We start from the raw sequence: 17,773 nt of genomic DNA, 5'->3' as shown, positions 1-17,773 counted from the left end.
CCGGCCGCTCTCTTCTCCACGTCAGGAAATTCCATGAAGACGATGATGCCGGTGCTGTTCGCATTGGTCGCGGCGGTGTTCAGCGCGCCCGCAGCCGCCACCCCGTCCGGGGAGCAGGGGCTGCTGCCGTACGAGCAGTTCACCCTGCCCAACGGCCTGCGGGTCGTGGTGCACGAGGATCATTCCGCGCCGAAGGTGGCGGTGGCCGTCTGGTATCACGTGGGATCCATGAACGAGCCGGCGGGCCAGACCGGCTTCGCCCACCTGTTCGAGCACCTGATGTTCAACGGGTCGGAGAATCACGACGACGAATACATGCCGCCGCTGCAGGAAATCGGCGCCTCGGCGGTGAACGGCGCCACGACGCTGGACCAGACCTACTACTATGCGGTGGTTCCGACGGGCGGGCTGGAGCGGGTGCTGTGGCTGGAGTCGGACCGCATGGGCTATCTGCTCGGCGCCGTGACCCAGGAGAAGCTGGATGAGCAGCGTGGCGTCGTCCAGAACGAGAAGCGCACCCGCGACAACCAGCCCTATTCGATGATGCCCGAGTTGCGGGCCGCGGCGATCTTTCCGTCGGACCATCCCTATCACCACCCCATCATCGGCTCGATGGAGGACCTGGACGCGGCCTCGCTGGAGGACGTGCACGCCTGGTTCCACCGGTACTATGGCGCTTCCAACGCTGTGGTGGCGCTCGCCGGCGACGTGACGGTGGAGCAGGCGCGCGAACTGATGACCCGCTATTTCGCCAGCGTGCCGCCGGGCCCGCCCATCGGACGCATGACGGAATGGACGCCCCTGCTGGAGCGCGTCAGGACCGCGATCGTGGCCGACAATGTGCCGCAGACGGCCATATCGTGGAGCTGGCCTGTGCCCGGCAACGACGCCGAGGACCGGCAGGCGCTGCGCATGGCGTCATCGATCCTTGGACGCGGCCGCCTGTCCCGCCTGAACCAGGCGCTGGTGATCGACCGGCAACTGGCCAACAGCGTGTCGGCCAACTACGAGGGCGCCGCCGTCTCGGGCCTGTTCAACATCGAGATCAGGCTGCAACCCGGCGTGGACCGGGCCGAGGCCGAGGCGGCGCTGCAGGCGGTGCTGGACCAGTTTCTGGCGGAAGGCCCCACGGCTGAGGAGCTGGAGCGGGTCAAGATCACCACCTACGGCGACACGGTCCGCATGCTGGAGTCCCTGTATCTGCGCGCCATGATGCTGGCGGGGGGCACGATCGGGCAGGGCAATCCCGGCCAGTTCGAGCTTGACCAGGCGGCGTTCGACGCGGTTCAGGCGGATGAGGTTCGGGCCGCCGTGAACCAGTGGCTGGGTCGACCCAACTATCGGCTGACCGTCATGCCCCAGACGCAGTACGCGGCCGGACCGGACGGGGCGGACCGCAGCCGGCTTCCGCCCATGGGGCCGGAATCCGAACTGGTGCTGCCGCCGGTGCGGGAGGGGCTGCTCTCCAACGGCATCCGCGTCATCCACGTCCAGCGCGACGGTACGCCCACAGTGGACATGGTCATGGCGTTCGGCGGCGGCGGCGCGGCCGATCTGGGCATGAAGCCCGGCCTGCAGGGCTTCACCGTGGGCCTGATGGATGACGGCACGGGGACGATGACAGGTCAGGAATTCGCCCAGGCGCAGGAAATGCTGGGCGCGCGCATGTACGCCTGGAGCGACTCCGACACCACGCGCTTCTCCGTGTCGGCGCTGACCCGGTCGCTGGACGAGACCCTTGACCTCTGGTCGCAATACATCCGCGATCCCGCCTTCCGGGAAAACGATCTGGAGCGCGAGCGCGCCATGGCGGTCTCGGGCGTTCAGCAAGCCCTGTCCGACCCGACCAGCATCGCGGGCCGGGTGTTCAACTATCTGATCTTCGGCGCCGACCACGCCTATGGCGCGCCGCTGGCGGGCCGGGCGGATGTGATCCGGTCCTACAGCCGCGAGGACCTGACCGCCTTCCACCAGCGCTTCATCCGGCCGGACAATGCGGTGATCTTCGCCGCGGGCGACGCCGCGTTTGATGACCTGATGGCGACGCTTGAGGCCAGCTTCGGCGACTGGACGGCGCCTGCCGCGCTCCGGGGCGAGACCACCGTCGCCGCAGTCTCCGATCAGACGGCGCCGCGTGTCGTGCTGGTGGACCGGCCCGGTTCGGTCCAGTCGGTGATCCGGGTCGGCCATGTGGCGCCGAACGGACTGGATCCGCGCAATTTCGACCTGGCCGTTCTGAACGGCGTGCTGGGCGGCGGCTTCACCTCCCGGCTCAACATGAACCTGCGCGAGGAGAAGGGCTGGACCTACGGCGCGGGCAGCAACGTCAGCGACGCCCTGGGACCGCAGGTGTTCTCGGTCTCCACCAGCGTGCAGACTGATCGCACGGCGGACGCCCTGTCCGAGATCGCCCGCGAGCTGAACGAGATCGGCGGCGTGCGCCCGCCCAGCGCCGAGGAGCTTGAGCTGTACCGTCGCGGCCAGGTCCTGACCCTTTCGGATCGTTTCGAGACCAACAACGCCATGGTCGGCTACCTCAGCTACGTCGCGCGCTTTCAGCATCCCTACGACTGGATCACGACCCTGCCGGACCGCTACGCCGCCCTGACGCCCGAGATCGTGGGCGAGGCCGCGGCCATGCTGCGCCCGGACGCCATGACCTGGGTGGTCGTCGGCGACCTGACCCGGATCGAGGCCGACGTGCGCGCCCTGGGTCTGGGCGAGGTGGAGGTCTGGGGCGCCGAAGGCAATCGACTGCGCTGATCGTCTGCGCCCCGGGAGCAACGGCCTGCGTGAAATACGCAGCCGTGTTCCCGAGGTGCAATTTTCGCCTTCCCCTGCTCGTATGACGTGAATAGCGTAGCTTTCATCGGTGAGGTGGAGGGCCGTTGAGAGCTCTTCTCGGGCGGGTCGGCGCCTCGCTGCGCTGATGGGGGATACGATGTATTGGCATGAGACCAACACCTCGATGGTGATCGAGGAAGGTGAAGTCCTGCGCTATACGAGCGCCACGGATGACGATCCCCATATCGCCATCTGGCTGGAACCCCCGCTGCAGGTGAATACGGGCCCCGGCCCCTTTCCGCCCCCGACGGCGTCAGGCCCCTTCCCGTCGCTCACGAATTTCGGGACCCTGGATTTCGTCACCAGCAATCAAACGACATCCTTCCTGATCGTATTCAGGCCGATGCCCGCGTCGTCTGAAGGCACGGTGGTCCATAATGCCGGTTCGATGCGCATCGAAGCCCGGGACGGGGGAGCTGTCGGAATTAGCGGCACGACCTACCATTCGTTCCGCTTCGAGAATCTGGGCGAGTTCATTGTCAGGGCCGCGGGCGACGCAAGGGGCTTCAGAAGCCTCAACGGCGACATTGTGAATCATGGCTTGATCGACGTTCAGGGCGACCTGACCATCGGGATCGACACGGCGATGGAATCGACCATTCACAATACGGGAGACATCCTTGTCTCGGGTTCCCACACCAGTGTTGCTGTGGCGCTCAACTACGGAAACAGCACCGTATATAATTCGGGGTTGATCAGGGCAGAGAAACTGGGCCGCGCTGCGGACGCAACCGCCATTAGTATAGCCCCCATCACCGGTCTCACGTCCATCGTCAACGACGGCGAGATCACGGGTGACTATGCTGTCAGAAGCGGGGCCATAAGCGATCGGGCGGTCCTGGAAATTCTCAATCGGGGCCAGATGAATGGAACCGTCGTTCTTGAGGGTGCGTCGACCGACACCCTGATCAACGAAGGGGTCATCAACGGCCTCGTGTACCTGGGAGGCGGGGAAGACCTCTACGATGGCCGCCTGGGTGAAGTATCGGGACCGGTCCACGGCGGGGCGGGTGAGGACATCCTTCTTGGCGGCGCGGGCTCGGAAACGTTTTACGGCGGTGATGGAAATGACCGCCTCGACGGCGGCGGCGGCGTCAACTTCCTGTACGGGGGCAACGGAAACGACACCCTGGTCAGCGGCGCGGATGACGACCTTCTCCACGGCGGCTCTCACCTGGATATTGCAAGTTACGAGAACAGCCTCTCGGGAGTGACCGTCGACCTGAGGCTTTCGGTCGCCCAGGACACGGGCGGCGGCGGTCGTGACACCCTGGTCTCGATCGAAGGTCTGCGGGGCAGCGAGTTCGACGACGTCCTGCGAGGCAAGGCCTATTTTGCCGAAAATGCCGCCGTGCTGTTCAAGCCGGAAGCCCTGCGGAACAACTCCTTCAGCGCCGCAGTCGATGTCTCCAACCTGTTCGGGATTGTGGAGAACCCGGATATCGAGAACTCGACCACGACTCCACATGTGTCGATCTCGGCGGAAACGAGCGGAAATCCGGAGTACTTCAGATTTGTTGTCACCGAAGCCGGCGCGGTGGGTGTGTTCGACATTGATCGTGTGTTCGGAGGAGTTAACCTGAACCTCACGATCTATGACGCGGAGGGTAATCTCGTCAGGTACAACGACGACTGGCCGCTCGATCCGGGGAGCCTGGCGCCGCTGGATCCTTTCATAGAGCACACCTTTGCTCAACCGGGGGTGTATTACGTCGTTGTAAACACCAACTACCCGTTGGGATTGATCGTCGGGACAAAGTACACGCTTCAAATTTCCCTTTCCGACGCCCCCATTGTTTCTGACGAGTTGCGCGGCTCGCGCCTTGAGGGCGGCGGCGGAAATGACACCCTCATCGGCGATATTGGAAACGACGTTCTGGATGGCGGAACCGGAAACGACATCCTGATCGGCGGCCTGGGCGACGACATCATGATGGGCGGGGCCGGCGATGACACCTACTATGTCGACAGCATCCATGACGTGGTCATCGAGCGGGGCGGCGAGGGGCGCGACCAGGTCTACTCAACCGTCAGCTTCAACCTGAACGGACAGTCCATCGAGGACGCCACGCTTCTGGGCGACCGCAACATCAATCTGATCGGCAACGCGGGTCACAACGTCCTCACCGGCAACAGCGGCAACAACATCATCGACGGCGGCGGCGGCATCGACACCATGGCCGGCGGCGCGGGCGACGACATCTACTATGTGGACCATGTCCGGGACGTGGTCATCGAGCGCGGCGGCGAGGGTTACGACCTTGTCTATTCCACTGTCAGCTTCGACCTGAACGGACAATCCATCGAGGCCGCCACGCTTCTCGGCTCCCGCAACGCCAATCTGATCGGCAACGCGGGTCACAACGTTCTCATCGGCAACAGCGGCAACAACATCATCGACGGCGGCGCCGGCATCGACACCATGGCCGGCGGCGCAGGAGACGACATCTACTATGTGGATCACGTCCGGGATCAGGTCATCGAGCGCGGCGGCGAAGGTCATGACCACGTCTATTCGACCGTCACATTCAACATGAACGGCCAATCGCTGGAGGATGGCACCCTTCTGGGCGACCGCAATATCAACCTGACCGGCAACGCGGGCCACAACGTCCTCACCGGCAACAGCGGAAACAACATCATCATCGGCGGCGGCGGGGTCGACACCATCGACGGCGGCGCGGGAAACGATGTGCTGATCGGCGGTGCGCGCCGGGATTATCTGACCGGCGGGGCCGGTTCGGACCGGTTCGTCTATACGGACGTTTCCGACAGTTCGTACGCCGACTACGACCGGATCATGGATCTCTCCGATGAGGACATCATCGATCTGTCCGGCATCGACGCCGACACCAACACCGAAGGCGACCAGGCCTTCTCGCTGGTGGAGTCCTTCACCGGCCAGGCCGGCCAGATCACCCTGACCTACAACGCCGGCGCAGGCTTCACCGTGCTGGCCGCCGACGTCAACGGCGATGGTCTCGCCGACATGCGCATCGTTCTGTACGGAAATCACGAGGACTTCTCGAACTTCTGGCTGTAAGCGGCGGAACCGAAGATTTGCCCGGGGGCCATGACGGTGAGGCGAGCGAGCTTCACGAGGCTGCCCTGGGATGCGGACGGGGTCGTGGCGGACAGAGAGGGATTCGAACCCTCGGTACGCTTTCACGTACACACGCTTTCCAAGCGTGCGCGATCGACCACTCCGCCACCTGTCCGTTCCACGCCATGCGTGCGCCGCCGGACGGTCGATCCAGCGGAGGCGAGGCTGATAGAACAGGCGGAGCGTCTGGGCAAGCGTCGTCGGGCTTCCCATATGCGGTCGGACCCATTTAAGAGGCGATCCATGCTGTATTCCAAGTCCGCCGACCTGCCCACCGCCGAGACCGCCCTGCCGGGCCGGGGTCAGCCGCTGACCACCGACGAGGTGCACTTCGTCTCGGGCCGTCCCCTCAAGGGACCGCACCCCGAGGGCTTCCGGAGCGCCGTGTTCGGCATGGGCTGTTTCTGGGGCGTGGAGCGGGTGTTCTGGCAGTTGCCGGGCGTCTGGGTGACCTCCGTGGGCTATGCGGGCGGGATCACGCCCAATCCCACCTATGAAGAGGTCTGCACCGGCCGCACGGGCCACACCGAGGCGGTGGAGGTGATCTTCAACCCCGAGGAGATCTCCTATGACGATCTGCTCAAGGCGTTCTGGGAGAACCACGACCCTACCCAGGGCATGCGCCAGGGCGGCGACACGGGCACCCAGTATCGCTCGGCCATCTACTACGCCGACGAGGCCCAGAAAGCGGCGGCCGAGGCGTCGCGCGACGCCTACGGGGCGGCGCTGAAGCGGGTGGGCATGGGGCCCATCACCACCGAGATCGGCCCGCGCCCGACGTATTATTTCGCCGAGGGCTATCACCAGGGCTATCTGGCCAAGAACCCCGCCGGCTACTGCGGCATCGGCGGCACGGGCGTGGCCTGTCCCGTCGGGATCGGCGTGGACGCCTGATCATGGACCGGGCGGGGGTGAAACGGTTCTGCCTGTCCCTGCCCGCCGCGACGCTGGATCACCCGTTCGGCGAGGATCACGACGCCTACCGGGTGGGCGGCAAGGTGTTCGCCATCATGGGCGGGGACGGCGGACTGTCCTTCAAGGCGTCCGACATCGCCTTTGAGGTGCTGACCGAAACCGGCCGCGCCATCCCCGCGCCCTATCTGGCCCGCGGGAAATGGGTGCATCTGGCGGATCCCGCCGACTGGCCCGACGACGACCTTACAGAGCACCTGATCACGGCCCACGCCCTGATCGCCGCGAAGCTGACGAACAAGGCGCGCAAGGACCTCGGCCTGGCATGAGGGTGCTGGTTCTCGGCGCCACGGGGCTGATCGGGGCGCACATCGCCGCCCGGCTGCAAGAGCAGGGGCATCAGGTGATCGCGGGGGGACGGGATCGACGCCTTCTGGAGCGGCGCTTTTCCGATCGCTGGGTTCATGCGGATCTGGCCCAGGCCGATGAGGCGCGCTGGACCGCCCTGCTGCGGGACGTGAATGCGGTGGTGAATTGCGCCGGCGCGCTGCAGGACAGCCTGCGCGATGACCTCGCCGCGGTTCACGACGCCGGCGTTCGCGCGCTCTTGAAGGGATGCGCCGCGGCCGGGGTGAAACGCTATGTGCACATCTCCGCTGCCGGGCTGGCCGAAGACCGCACCACCGCCTTCAACCGCACCAAGCTGGCCGGCGAAGCGGCGGTCCGGGCCAGCGGACTGAACTGGATCATTCTTCGTCCGGGGCTGGTGCTGGCGCCGACAGCCTATGGCGGCAGCGCCCTGCTAAGGGCCCTGGCGGCCTTTCCTCTCGCGATCCCCGCCGCATGGCCGGACCGGGTCGTTCAGGTCATCGGCATGAACGATCTGGGCCGGGCGGTGGAGGCGGCGCTCCGGCCGGACGCACCCCGCAGCCTCATTGTGGATGTGTTGCACGACGAGCGCCTGCCTCTGGGCGACCTGCTCAGGCGACTGCGCCGCTGGCTGGGGCATGCGCCCGCCCCGGTGCTGACCCTACCGGGCGCGCTGGCTAGACTGTCGGGCCAGATCGCCGATGCACTGGGCTGGCTGGGCTGGCGCAGCCCCATGCGGACGGCGTCGCTGGAACAGCTTCGCATGGGGGTGACGGGGGATGGGACAGCAGCCGAACGCCATCTCGGCGTCGTGCCCGGCTCGCTGGACGCGATCCTGAACGCGGGTCCGGCCGGTGTTCAGGAGCGATGGTTCGCAACCCTCTATCTCATGAAGCCCGCCCTCATCGGGATGCTCGCCGCGTTCTGGTTCGTCTCCGGCGTCATCGGCCTTGTCGCGCGCGACAGTGCGGAAGCCGTTCTGATCGCGGCGGGCCTTTCCCACGACTTCAGCCGGGCGGCTGTGGTCGGTGGCTCACTTGTAGACCTTGCGCTGGGCGCGGCGGTGCTCTTCCGTCCGTGGACCCGTCTGGCCTTGTTGGGAATGATCGCCGTGACCGCCGTCTATCTGGCGGGGGCGACCCTGTTTCGACCCGACCTCTGGCTTGACCCGCTCGGGTCTCTGTTGAAGACGCTCCCGGCGGCGGTGCTGGCGCTCGTCGCCCTGGCCATTCTGGACGAACGATAGGACCGAACGGGTGGAGTTCTACTTCCTGCTCAAGATCGCCCATGTGATCGGCGCGGCCGTGCTGCTCGGCACGGGGGCCGGCATCGCGTTCTTCATGCTGATGGCCCACCGTACGCGCGATGCGGCCCTCATCGCCCACACCGCCGGGATCGTGGTGATTGCCGACTGGCTGTTCACCGCCTCCGCGGTGGTGGTCCAGCCGGTCACCGGCGCCGCCCTTGCGCACCTGACCGGCCAGCCGCTGTTCAGCGGCTGGCTGGGCCTCAGCCTTGTGCTCTACGTGGTGACGGGGCTGTTCTGGCTGCCTGTGGTCTGGATACAGGCGCGCATGCGCGACCTCGCCATACAGGCCGCGCGGTCAGGCGAACCGCTGCCGGCCGCCTATGACCGGCTATTCCGCATCTGGTTCGTCTGCGGCTTCCCGGCCTTTGGAGCGGTGCTGGCCGTCATCGTCCTGATGGTGGTCAAGCCGACGTTCTGAGGCTCACTCCGCCGCCTGCTCCGCGATCCAGGCGTCCATGCGCTGGTCCAGCAGGTCCAGCGGCAGGGGGCCGTCCACCAGCAGGGCGTCGTGGAAGGCGCGGACATCGAAGTCCTCGCCCAGGGCGGCCTCGGCGCGGGCGCGAATGTCGCGCAGGCGGATCTCGCCGATCTTGTAGGCCAGGGCCTGGCCCGGCCAGCCGATGTAGCGCTGCAGCTCGGTCTCGATGTTGTGCGTGGCCAGGGCCGAGTTCTCGGCGAAACAGGCCCGCGCCTGTTCGATCTCCCAGCCCAGCCAGTGAATGCCCGTGTCGGCCACCAGACGACAAGCCCGCCACATCTCGTAGGACAGCCGCCCGAACCGCTCATAGGGGGTGCGGTAGAAGTTCATCTCCTCGCCCAGATATTCGGCGTACAGGCCCCAGCCCTCGGTGAAGGCGGTGACATTGGCCCCGCGCCGGAAATAGGGCCCGGCCTCGGCTTCCTGCTGCAGGGCGATCTGAAGATGGTGCCCCGGCACCGCCTCATGCAGCGTCAGGGCGGGCAGTTCGTACAGCGGCCGCTGGTCCAGCCGCCCGGTGTTGACGATGTAGCCGCCGGGCAAGCCGGCCTCCATGGAGCCGGCGAAATAGCGGCCGGTGGTGTAGTTGGCCTCGATCTCCTCGGGCACCGGCCGCACGTCATAGGGCAGGCGCGGCAGGGTTCCGAACAGGGCGGGCAGGCCGCCGTCGGCCCGCTTGGACATCTCGGAGGCCTCCTTCAGCAGGTCCTCGCGGCTTGTGGCGTAGAACTGCGGGTCGGTGCGCAGGAAGGTCAGGAACGAGGCGAAGTCCCCCTCCCATTCCGCGGCGGCCATTTCCTCATCCATGCGGGCTCGGATGCGCGCGACCTCGGACTGGCCCAGGGCGTGGATCTCGTCCGGCGTCATGTCGGTGGTGGTGTAGCTGCGCGCCAGGAAGGCGTAGTAGTCGCGCCCGCCCGGCCGGTGCGCCAGACCGAGGGTTTCGGGGGCGGCGGGCAGGTACTCCTCGCGCAGGAACGCGGCCCAGGCGCGGCGGCGCGGGGCGATCTCCTGGGCGATGATGTCGCGGGCCCGGGCGCGCCAGCGCTCCTGCACATCGGCCGGTATCGAGGCCGGTAGGCTGGCCAGCGGCCGCAGCAGGGGGTCGGTTTCGGCCGTGAAGGCCGCGTCGGTCTCGGCCAGCATCAGGGCGTTCTCGACCACCGACCGGGTCTGGACCAGACCGGTCTCCAGCCCCCGTCGTGCGTCGGCCTGCGCCTCGTCGTAGAAAGCGCCCAGCCCCGCCATGCGCTCCAGCCAGGCCTCGCCCTCGGTGCGGGTGGTGATCCGGGTCGAGCCGGCCATGTAGCCGATCCACTGGCCGGGTCCGCCCTCGGAGTCGAAGGCCAGCCGTCCGCCATCAAAGGCGACGCGCTCCACCTCCATGTCGATGATCCAGGAGATGAAGGCGTGATTCAGCCGGTCCTCCTCGGTCAGGGCCGCCGGGTCGATGGCGTCCAGGCGCACTGCGAACCCGCGCAGGGTCTCGGCCCGCGCCACCTCCGCCTCGCGCGAAGTGTCCGGCAGTTGCGACAGCGCCTCGTCATCGCCCTCGCGGCCCGCACTGATGGGGTCCTGCGACCGGTCGAAGGTTTCGTAGTCCGCCAGGATCGCCGCCAGGGCCGGATCCTGGGCCTGGGCCTGGGCCGGAACCGGCTGGGCCTGGACCGGGTGCGACAGCGGCGCGGCGGCGGTCAGGGCCAGAACGGCGGCGCCCATCAGGGCGATGGATCGGGTCATGGAACGAAGCCCCCTCAAATCAACAACGGCGCCCATGGGGCCCGGCGGGAACGGCCGCGTCAATGCCCCGTTGATCCACAGACCGCGGTTCGTCCGAGTCCGCTTGACCCGGCGGGCGACGCGCGCTCGATTACGGACCGGGGGATGCAAGGGGAGGGCGGCTCTTGAGCCGACGAGTGCTGACGCGGCTGATCGCCATTCTGATCGGCGCGTTTCTGGTGGCCTGGTTCGCTTCGCCAGTTTTCGCGGTGCGCTCGCTGATCAATGCGGCGCGCACCGGCGATGAAGCGCGGCTGGAGCGTCTGGTGGACTTTCCCGCCGTGCGCGACGACCTGAAGGCGCAGCTGAACGCCCGGCTGGTGCGGCGCCTGCGCGAAGACCCGGACATGCGGGACAATCCCCTGTCGGGTCTCGGACTGGTGCTGGCGCCGTCGCTGATCTCCGGCGTGGTGGACGCCTTCGTCACGCCCGGCGCCATCGCCGCCATGGTCCAGACCGCCGAGGCGCCCGACATTATCGGCGACGACGGCGACGTGGCGCTGGAACCGCCCGAGGGTCGGGAGAAGGACATCCGCATCGGCTACGGCTATCGCGGCCTCAACCGCTTCGCCGGCACCCTCACGGATCGCGATCGCCCCCATGAGCGCATCGACCTGATCATGGAGCGCCGGGGCGTGTTCAGCTGGAAACTGACCCAGGTGCGACTGCCGAGGGACTAGCCCTTAAGCGCCGCCCGCACCGCGTCCAGTCCGGCGTCGGCCTTGTCGCCGTCCGGGGCGCCGCCCTGGGCGAAGTCGGGTTTGCCGCCCGCGCCCTGACCGCCCATGGCCAGCACCGCCGCGCGGGCCAGATTGGCCGCGTTCACACGGCCGGCCATGTCGGCGGTCGTCGCCACGGTCACCGCGGCCTTGCCGTCGGTGACGCCGATCAGGGCCACGACGCCCGAGCCCACCTGCTTGCGGAAGTCCTCGGCCACGCCGCGCAGGCCCTTGCCGTCCACGCCGTCCAGCACCCGGGCGATCAGCTTGACGCCGCCGATCTCTTCCGGCGTAGCGTCAGCGCCGCCGCCGCCGCCCAGCGCCACCTGCTTCTTCAGCTCGGCGACCTGCTTCTCCAGCGCCTTGACCGAGGCGGCCATGGCCTCGACCCGGGCGGGCACGTCGGCGGGCTGCATCTTGAAGTCGCGGGCCAGGCCGCGCGCCACCTTCGCCTGGCCTTCCAGATACTGGCGGGCCGCCTCGCCAGTCAGCACCTCGATGCGGCGCACGCCCGCGGCGATGCCGCCCTCGGACACGATCTTGAACAGGCCGATGTCGCCGGTGCGCGCCACGTGGGTGCCGCCGCAAAGCTCCATGGAATAGGCCGCATTGTCGCTGACCAGTGAGCGGCCGAGCGTCAGCACCCGCACCTCGTCGCCGTACTTCTCGCCGAACAGGGCGATGGCGCCCGCCTCGATGGCGGCGTCCGGGGTCATCAGGCGCATCTCGGCCGGGGCGTTCTGGCGGATCACCGCATTGACCTCGGCCTCGATGGTTTCGATCTCGGCGTCGGTCAGCGGGGCGCCGTGGCTGAAGTCGAAGCGCGCCCGCTCGGCGTCCACCAGCTGGCCCTTCTGGGCCACATGGGCGCCCAGCACGTTCTTCAGCGCCGAGTGCAGCAGGTGCGCGGCCGAGTGGTTGGCCCGGGTGGTGCGGCGCTTGTCGGCGTCGACGATCAGGGCGCAGCGCTGGCCGATGGCCAGACCGCCGGACACGATCTCCACGTCATGCACGTGAAGGTCGCCGGCCTGCTTCTTCACGTCGGTGACGCGGGCCTCGCCGCCGGGCCATTCGATGGTCCCGTGGTCGCCCGCCTGACCGCCGCTCTCGCCGTAGAAGGCGGTGCGGTCGAAGAGCACCTGCACCGTCTCGCCGGGACCGGCCGCATCCACCGCCTGGCCGTCCTTGAGGATGGCCAGCACTTCGCCGGACTCCTCAACGCCGTCATAGCCGGTGAAGACGGTCGGCCCCATGCGGTCGCGGATGGCCAGCCACTCGCCGGCCGTGGCCGTCTGGCCCGATCCGGTCCAGTGCTCGCGGCTGCGCGCGCGCTGCTCGGCCATGGCCGTCTCGAACGCCGCCACATTGACCGACAGGCCGCGCCGGCGCGCCTCGTCCTGGGTCAGGTCCAGCGGGAAGCCATAGGTGTCGTACAGGGTGAAGGCGGTCTCGCCCTCCAGCATGTCGCCTTCCTTGAGGTTGGCGGTGGCGTCCTCGAACAGGGCCATGCCCCGGCCCAGGGTGGTGCGGAACCGCTCCTCCTCCTGGCGCAGGGTCTCGGTGATGGTGGCCTGGGCGCGGCCCAGCTCCGGATAGGCGTCGCCCATGCCCGCCACGAGGGCGGGCACCAGCCGGTGCATCAGCGGGTCGGCGGCGCCCAGCAGGTGCGCGTGGCGCATGGCCCGGCGCATGATCCGGCGCAGCACATAGCCCCGCCCTTCGTTGGACGGGGTCACCCCGTCGGCGATGAGGAAGCAGGAGCTGCGCAGGTGGTCGGCGATCACCCGGTGGCTCGGCGCCTGGTCGCCCTCGGCCTTCGTCTTCGTCTCGGCCTCGGACGCGGCGATCAGGCTCTGGAACAGGTCGGTCTCATAGTTGGAGTGGACGCCCTGCAGCACCGCCGCCACGCGCTCCAGCCCCATGCCGGTGTCGATGGAGGGCTTGGGCAGGTTGGTGCGGGTTCCGTCCGCCGCCTGCTCGTACTGCATGAACACCAGATTCCAGATCTCGACCCAGCGGTCGCCGTCCTCTTCCGGCGACCCGGGAGGGCCGCCCCAGATGTGGTCGCCGTGGTCATAGAAGATTTCGGTGCACGGGCCGCACGGCCCAGTGTCGCCCATGGACCAGAAATTGTCGCTGCCGGCGATCCGGCCGATGCGGCTTTCCGGCAGGCCGGCGATCTTTTTCCAAAGCTCCACCGCCTCGTCGTCGTCCACATAGACCGTGGTCATCAGACGGTCCTTCGGGATGCCGAATTCCTTGGTGATGAGGTTCCAGGCGAACTCGATGGCCTCGGCCTTGAAGTAGTCCCCGAAGGAGAAATTCCCCATCATCTCGAAGAAGGTGTGGTGCCGCGCCGTGTAGCCGACATTGTCCAGGTCATTGTGCTTGCCGCCGGCGCGCACGCATTTCTGGGCGCTGACCGCGCGGTTGTAGGGGCGCTTTTCCTGGCCGGTGAAGACGTTCTTGAACGGCACCATGCCGGCGTTGACGAACAGCAGGGTCGGATCGTTCTGCGGCACCAGCGGCGCCGACGGCACCTTCTCGTGGCCCGAGGCCGCGAAGGAGTCGAGGAAGGTCGATCGGATCTGGTTCAGGGTCGCCATGTCAGTTCGCAAACGCGCTCAGGGGAGGGAAACAGGCGTCATATAGGGCTTTGAGCCCAAACGCATCACCCCGGCGTGATCGAAAGCACGCGGCGGCTGCGGTTTGCCGGCCTCATGGCGGGCGTCATCAAACTGTGGAAAACTCATCCGATTGATTCAGTTTTGTGAATCGCAGCCGTCCACAGTCTTTCACAGACTTATGCACCGGACGGCGGGTCCTCATGCACAGCAGGAGGAATTCGGGCGCTTGCCCAATAGACGATTTCGCGGGAACGTCAACGGGCCGAGGGACACGGCGGCGCGGAAATCCCGGGAGACCGGGAACTTCAAGCGGGTCGGTCCGGCTCTCTGATCCAGGCTTTCAGGCGTCTTCGGATGCTCGGATGACCGGACAGGGCCAAGGCTCCCGAACCAGACGCCCTCGGGCGGAGGTTCACGGAGAACCGGGCCGGGATCGACGGACGACGACAGGGGAGACCCTGACGGTACGCCGGAGACCAGGAGCCGCCAGGAGGCCGCGTTTCGTCTTCGGGTTCGCCCGCCGGGGAAACGGTCAGGTTCCTGACCCTAAGGTCAAGTCCCAACCCGGACTTGGCGAGGGGACGAGAGCAACGGTTCGACCGGGCTGTCGTCCCCTCGCTCAATTCGGGCTCTCCCCATTGTCGCAGCCTTCTCCTTTGCGCCTGGGCCTTGTCTCAGCGCTTCTGGCAGGTCGGGCACCAGAAGGTGGAGCGGCCGGCCTGGACCGTGCGGCGGATGACGCCGGTGCAGCTGGGGGTGCGACAGGGATCGCCTTCCCTGCCATAGGCGTCGAAGCTGTGCTGAAAATAGCCCTGACCACCGTCGGCGTTGGCGAAGTCGCGCAGGGTGGAGCCGCCCGCCGTGATGGCGTCGTTAAGCACATCGCGGATCTCGCCGGTCAGCCGCTCCAGCCGCGGCCGCGAAACCTTGCCGGCCGCCGTGAGGGGCGAGATGCCGGCCCGGAACAAGGCCTCGCAGACATAGATGTTGCCCAGACCCGCCACGATCCGCTGGTCCAGCAGGCTGACCTTGATGGACTGCTTCCGACCGTGGAACGCCTCGCCCAGATGGGCGGCGGAGAAGGCGTTGCCCAGCGGTTCGGGACCCAGCCCGGCAAACCACGGATGGGTCTCCAGTTGATCGGTCGCGATCAGGCCCATGAAGCCGAACCGGCGCGCGTCGGCGAAGCCCACGCGGGTGCGCCCGGCCGGGCCCTCGGCGCACAGGCTGACATGTTCGTGCTTGCCGACGGTGGGCGCCGGCGCCTCGAACTCGCCCAGCTGGCGGCCGTCCAGGGTGAAGCGGCCGGTCATGCCCAGGTGCGAGACCCAGGTCTCTCCGGTCGACAGGGGCATCAGCAGATATTTGGCGCGCCGGTCCACCCGCTGGACCATCGCGCCGTCGAGCCGCGAGACGAAATCCGGCGGAAAGGGAAAGCGCAGGTCCGGCCGGTTCTGGCGCACATGGGTCAGGCGCGCGCCGGTCAGGATCGGCTCCAGACCGCGGCGCACCGTCTCGACCTCGGGAAGTTCAGGCATGGACCGGCCATAGCGTGGACCCGGCGCGGCGCCTACATCCTGATCTCACAGACAGGGAGATCAGGATGGACGTGCTCTACAAAGCCCACGCCACCGCCACCGGCGGCGGACGCGAGGATGGGCGCTCGCGCACCGACGACGGCAAGATCGATGTGAAGCTGTCCACCCCGACCGAGATGGGTGGAAAGGGCGGCGAGGGGACCAATCCCGAGCAGTTGTTCGCCACCGGATACGCCGCCTGCTTTCTGGGCGCCCTGCGGCTGGTCTCCGGCCGCGAGAAGCACCCCGTGGCCGCGGAAACGGCGGTTCAGGTGACCGTCGGCTTCGGCAAGAATGACAAGGGCGAGGGCTTCAATCTGGACATCGAGATCAAGGTGACCGGCCACGGCCTGGACGCCGAGGTGGCCGATGGGATCCTGGAGAAGACCCATCAGGTCTGTCCCTATTCCAACGCCACTCGCGGCAATGTCGACGTTCGAATCGGGCGCGATTAAGGCCTTTTCTCACGAACCCGTGAACCTTTTCGAGGCGCGGGGGTTAGTGAGGCTCCAACACTAACGGAGACACTTCCCATGAAGAAGATCGCCATTCTGACGACCGGCGCTTTCGCCGCCCTGGCCCTCGCCGCTTGCCAGCCCGCTGACCCGGTGGCCGAAGAACAGGCCCAACTGGTCGAGCAGGAAGCCGACGTGACGGCCGCCCAGCTGGAGCAGCAGGCCGACGCCGCCTATGACCAGAACATGGACCAGCGGGGCGACGCCCTGAACGAAGAAGCTGACGCCGTTCAGGATCAGGCCGACGCCCAGGCCGACCAGATTCGCGAAAGCAGCGAAGCCAACTAAGCCTTCCGGTCATTCGGATTTCAGAAGGGAGCCCCTCGCCTCGGCGGGGGGCTTTCTTCGTTGGGAAGCCATCGATCCGCTGGACCCGGGGGCGCGGAGTTTCTAGATGGACAGCATGGCCTCCTCTCCCCTCGACGCATCGCCCGATCCCATGCTGACGCTGGAGCCGCACCGCAAGGTGACGGTCAGGGAGGCGTTCGGCGTCGATTCCGACATGACGGTCCCGTGCTTCGACACGAAGGACAGCCATGTGCCCGACCTGGACGAGGCCTATCAGTTCGATCCCCAGACGACCCTGGCCATCTGTGCGGGCTTCGCATTCGACCGCCGGGTTATGGTCCAGGGCTATCATGGCACCGGCAAATCGACCCACATCGAGCAGGTGGCCGCCCGGCTGAACTGGCCCATGGTGCGGGTCAATCTGGACGCCCACGTCAGCCGCATCGACCTGATCGGCAAGGACGCCATCGTCCTGAAGGACGGCAAGCAGATCACCGAGTTCCGCGAGGGCATCCTGCCCTGGGCCATCCAGCGCCCGGTGGCGCTGGTGTTTGACGAATATGACGCGGGACGCCCCGACGTGATGTTTGTGATCCAGCGGGTGCTGGAGGCGCAGGGACGTCTGACCCTGCTGGACCAGAACCGCGTCATTCGCCCCAACCGCTGGTTCCGCCTGTTCGCCACGTCCAACACCGTGGGCCTGGGCGATACGACCGGCCTGTATCACGGCGCCCAGCAGATCAATCAGGCCCAGCTGGATCGCTGGAACATCGTCACCACCCTGAACTATCTGGACCACGACGTGGAGGCCGAGATCGTGGCCGCCAAGGTGCCCGAGTGGCGCGACGCCGAGGGCCGGCGCAAGATCGCCGCCATGGTGCGTGTGGCCGACATGACCCGCAACGCCTTCATGAACGGGGACATCTCCACCGTCATGAGCCCGCGCACCGTCATCACCTGGGCCCAGAACGCCATCATCTTCGGCGGCGACGTGGCCCTGTCGTTCCGGCTGACGTTCCTGAACAAGTGCGACGAGCTGGAGCGCCCGACCATCGCCGAGTTCTATCAGCGCGCCTTCGGCGAGGATCTGCCCGAAGCGGCGACGCGGGTGAAGGTGGGCTAGAGCCGATCGGTTCAGGCGGCTCCGTCGCCTCGCGCGGCGGCGAGGGTGCGGTCCAGACGGGCCATGACCTCGTCACGGCGCGCCCTGGCGGCGGTCAGGGCGGTCTCTGCCCGGTCGATGGTCGACAGCA

The 17,773-nt window shown here is 67.2% G+C and carries 13 protein-coding genes and 1 tRNA gene; 10 read left to right on the top strand and 4 right to left on the bottom strand.

What is annotated here, in order from left to right; translation table 11 throughout:
• Positions 1-33 precede the first annotated feature (33 nt).
• Both C0461_RS03230 and C0461_RS03225 read left to right on the top strand, forming a co-directional pair.
• Positions 34-2,763 (top strand): pitrilysin family protein, encoded by a 2,730-nt coding sequence (locus C0461_RS03230; protein ID WP_292103899.1) that lies wholly within the window; start codon positions 34-36, stop codon positions 2,761-2,763.
• A gap of 205 nt (positions 2,764-2,968) precedes the next feature.
• A complete protein-coding gene (locus tag C0461_RS03225; protein WP_292103897.1) occupies positions 2,969-5,887 on the top strand; it encodes a M10 family metallopeptidase C-terminal domain-containing protein in 2,919 nt (972 codons plus the stop codon).
• A gap of 85 nt (positions 5,888-5,972) precedes the next feature.
• Here C0461_RS03225 and C0461_RS03220 read toward each other — a convergent pair.
• Positions 5,973-6,062: transfer RNA gene (locus C0461_RS03220), tRNA-Ser, on the bottom strand.
• Between the two features lie 128 nt (positions 6,063-6,190).
• Between C0461_RS03220 and msrA the strand changes: the two genes are divergently transcribed.
• Genes msrA through C0461_RS03200 form a run of 4 tightly spaced genes read left to right on the top strand, consistent with a single transcriptional unit; the run spans position 6,191 to position 8,955 of the window.
• Positions 6,191-6,841, top strand: coding sequence for a peptide-methionine (S)-S-oxide reductase MsrA (gene msrA, locus C0461_RS03215; RefSeq protein ID WP_292103896.1), 651 nt, complete (start codon positions 6,191-6,193; stop codon positions 6,839-6,841).
• A 2-nt stretch (positions 6,842-6,843) separates the two neighbouring features.
• A complete protein-coding gene (locus tag C0461_RS03210; protein WP_292103894.1) occupies positions 6,844-7,188 on the top strand; it encodes an MmcQ/YjbR family DNA-binding protein in 345 nt (114 codons plus the stop codon).
• Positions 7,185-8,474: an SDR family oxidoreductase gene (locus C0461_RS03205; RefSeq protein ID WP_292103892.1), complete on the top strand. Its 1,290-nt coding sequence runs from the start codon at positions 7,185-7,187 to the stop codon at positions 8,472-8,474. The genes C0461_RS03210 and C0461_RS03205 overlap by 4 nt, the downstream gene beginning before the upstream one ends.
• 10 nt (positions 8,475-8,484) lie before the next feature.
• On the top strand, positions 8,485-8,955 hold the full coding sequence (locus C0461_RS03200; protein WP_292103889.1) for a DUF2269 domain-containing protein: 471 nt from the start codon (positions 8,485-8,487) through the stop codon (positions 8,953-8,955).
• 3 nt (positions 8,956-8,958) lie between these two features.
• Here C0461_RS03200 and C0461_RS03195 read toward each other — a convergent pair whose 3' ends face one another.
• Positions 8,959-10,755 (bottom strand): DUF885 family protein, encoded by a 1,797-nt coding sequence (locus C0461_RS03195; RefSeq protein WP_292103886.1) that lies wholly within the window; start codon positions 10,753-10,755, stop codon positions 8,959-8,961.
• A gap of 164 nt (positions 10,756-10,919) precedes the next feature.
• On the opposite strand from C0461_RS03195, the gene C0461_RS03190 reads away from it, so the two are divergent.
• Complete coding sequence (locus C0461_RS03190) at positions 10,920-11,474, top strand: DUF2939 domain-containing protein (protein WP_292103884.1); 555 nt, start codon at positions 10,920-10,922, stop codon at positions 11,472-11,474.
• Here the strand turns inward: C0461_RS03190 and alaS are convergent.
• Both alaS and mutM read right to left on the bottom strand, forming a co-directional pair.
• Positions 11,471-14,119 carry an alanine--tRNA ligase gene (gene alaS, locus C0461_RS03185; protein ID WP_292103881.1) on the bottom strand — a complete coding sequence of 883 codons (2,649 nt, stop codon included), beginning with the start codon at positions 14,117-14,119 and terminating at the stop codon, positions 11,471-11,473. The genes C0461_RS03190 and alaS overlap by 4 nt on opposite strands.
• Before the next feature lie 695 nt (positions 14,120-14,814).
• Positions 14,815-15,678: a bifunctional DNA-formamidopyrimidine glycosylase/DNA-(apurinic or apyrimidinic site) lyase gene (gene mutM, locus C0461_RS03180; protein WP_292103880.1), complete on the bottom strand. Its 864-nt coding sequence runs from the start codon at positions 15,676-15,678 to the stop codon at positions 14,815-14,817.
• 65 nt (positions 15,679-15,743) lie between these two features.
• Between mutM and C0461_RS03175 the strand changes: the two genes are divergently transcribed.
• The 3 genes from C0461_RS03175 to cobS all read left to right on the top strand — a co-directional run bounded on the left by C0461_RS03175 (position 15,744) and on the right by cobS (position 17,643).
• Positions 15,744-16,172, top strand: a complete 429-nt coding sequence (locus C0461_RS03175) for an organic hydroperoxide resistance protein (protein WP_292103877.1) — start codon at positions 15,744-15,746, stop codon at positions 16,170-16,172.
• Between the two features lie 78 nt (positions 16,173-16,250).
• Positions 16,251-16,520, top strand: coding sequence for a hypothetical protein (locus tag C0461_RS03170; protein ID WP_292103876.1), 270 nt, complete (start codon positions 16,251-16,253; stop codon positions 16,518-16,520).
• A gap of 115 nt (positions 16,521-16,635) precedes the next feature.
• Positions 16,636-17,643 carry a cobaltochelatase subunit CobS gene (gene cobS, locus C0461_RS03165; protein WP_292103875.1) on the top strand — a complete coding sequence of 336 codons (1,008 nt, stop codon included), beginning with the start codon at positions 16,636-16,638 and terminating at the stop codon, positions 17,641-17,643.
• Positions 17,644-17,773 lie beyond the last annotated feature (130 nt).

This window comes from Brevundimonas sp. (assembly GCF_013823285.1).
Lineage (GTDB): Bacteria > Pseudomonadota > Alphaproteobacteria > Caulobacterales > Caulobacteraceae > Brevundimonas.
Note: the sequence above shows the minus strand (reverse complement) of the source record. Positions and strands in the feature narration are given on the sequence as shown.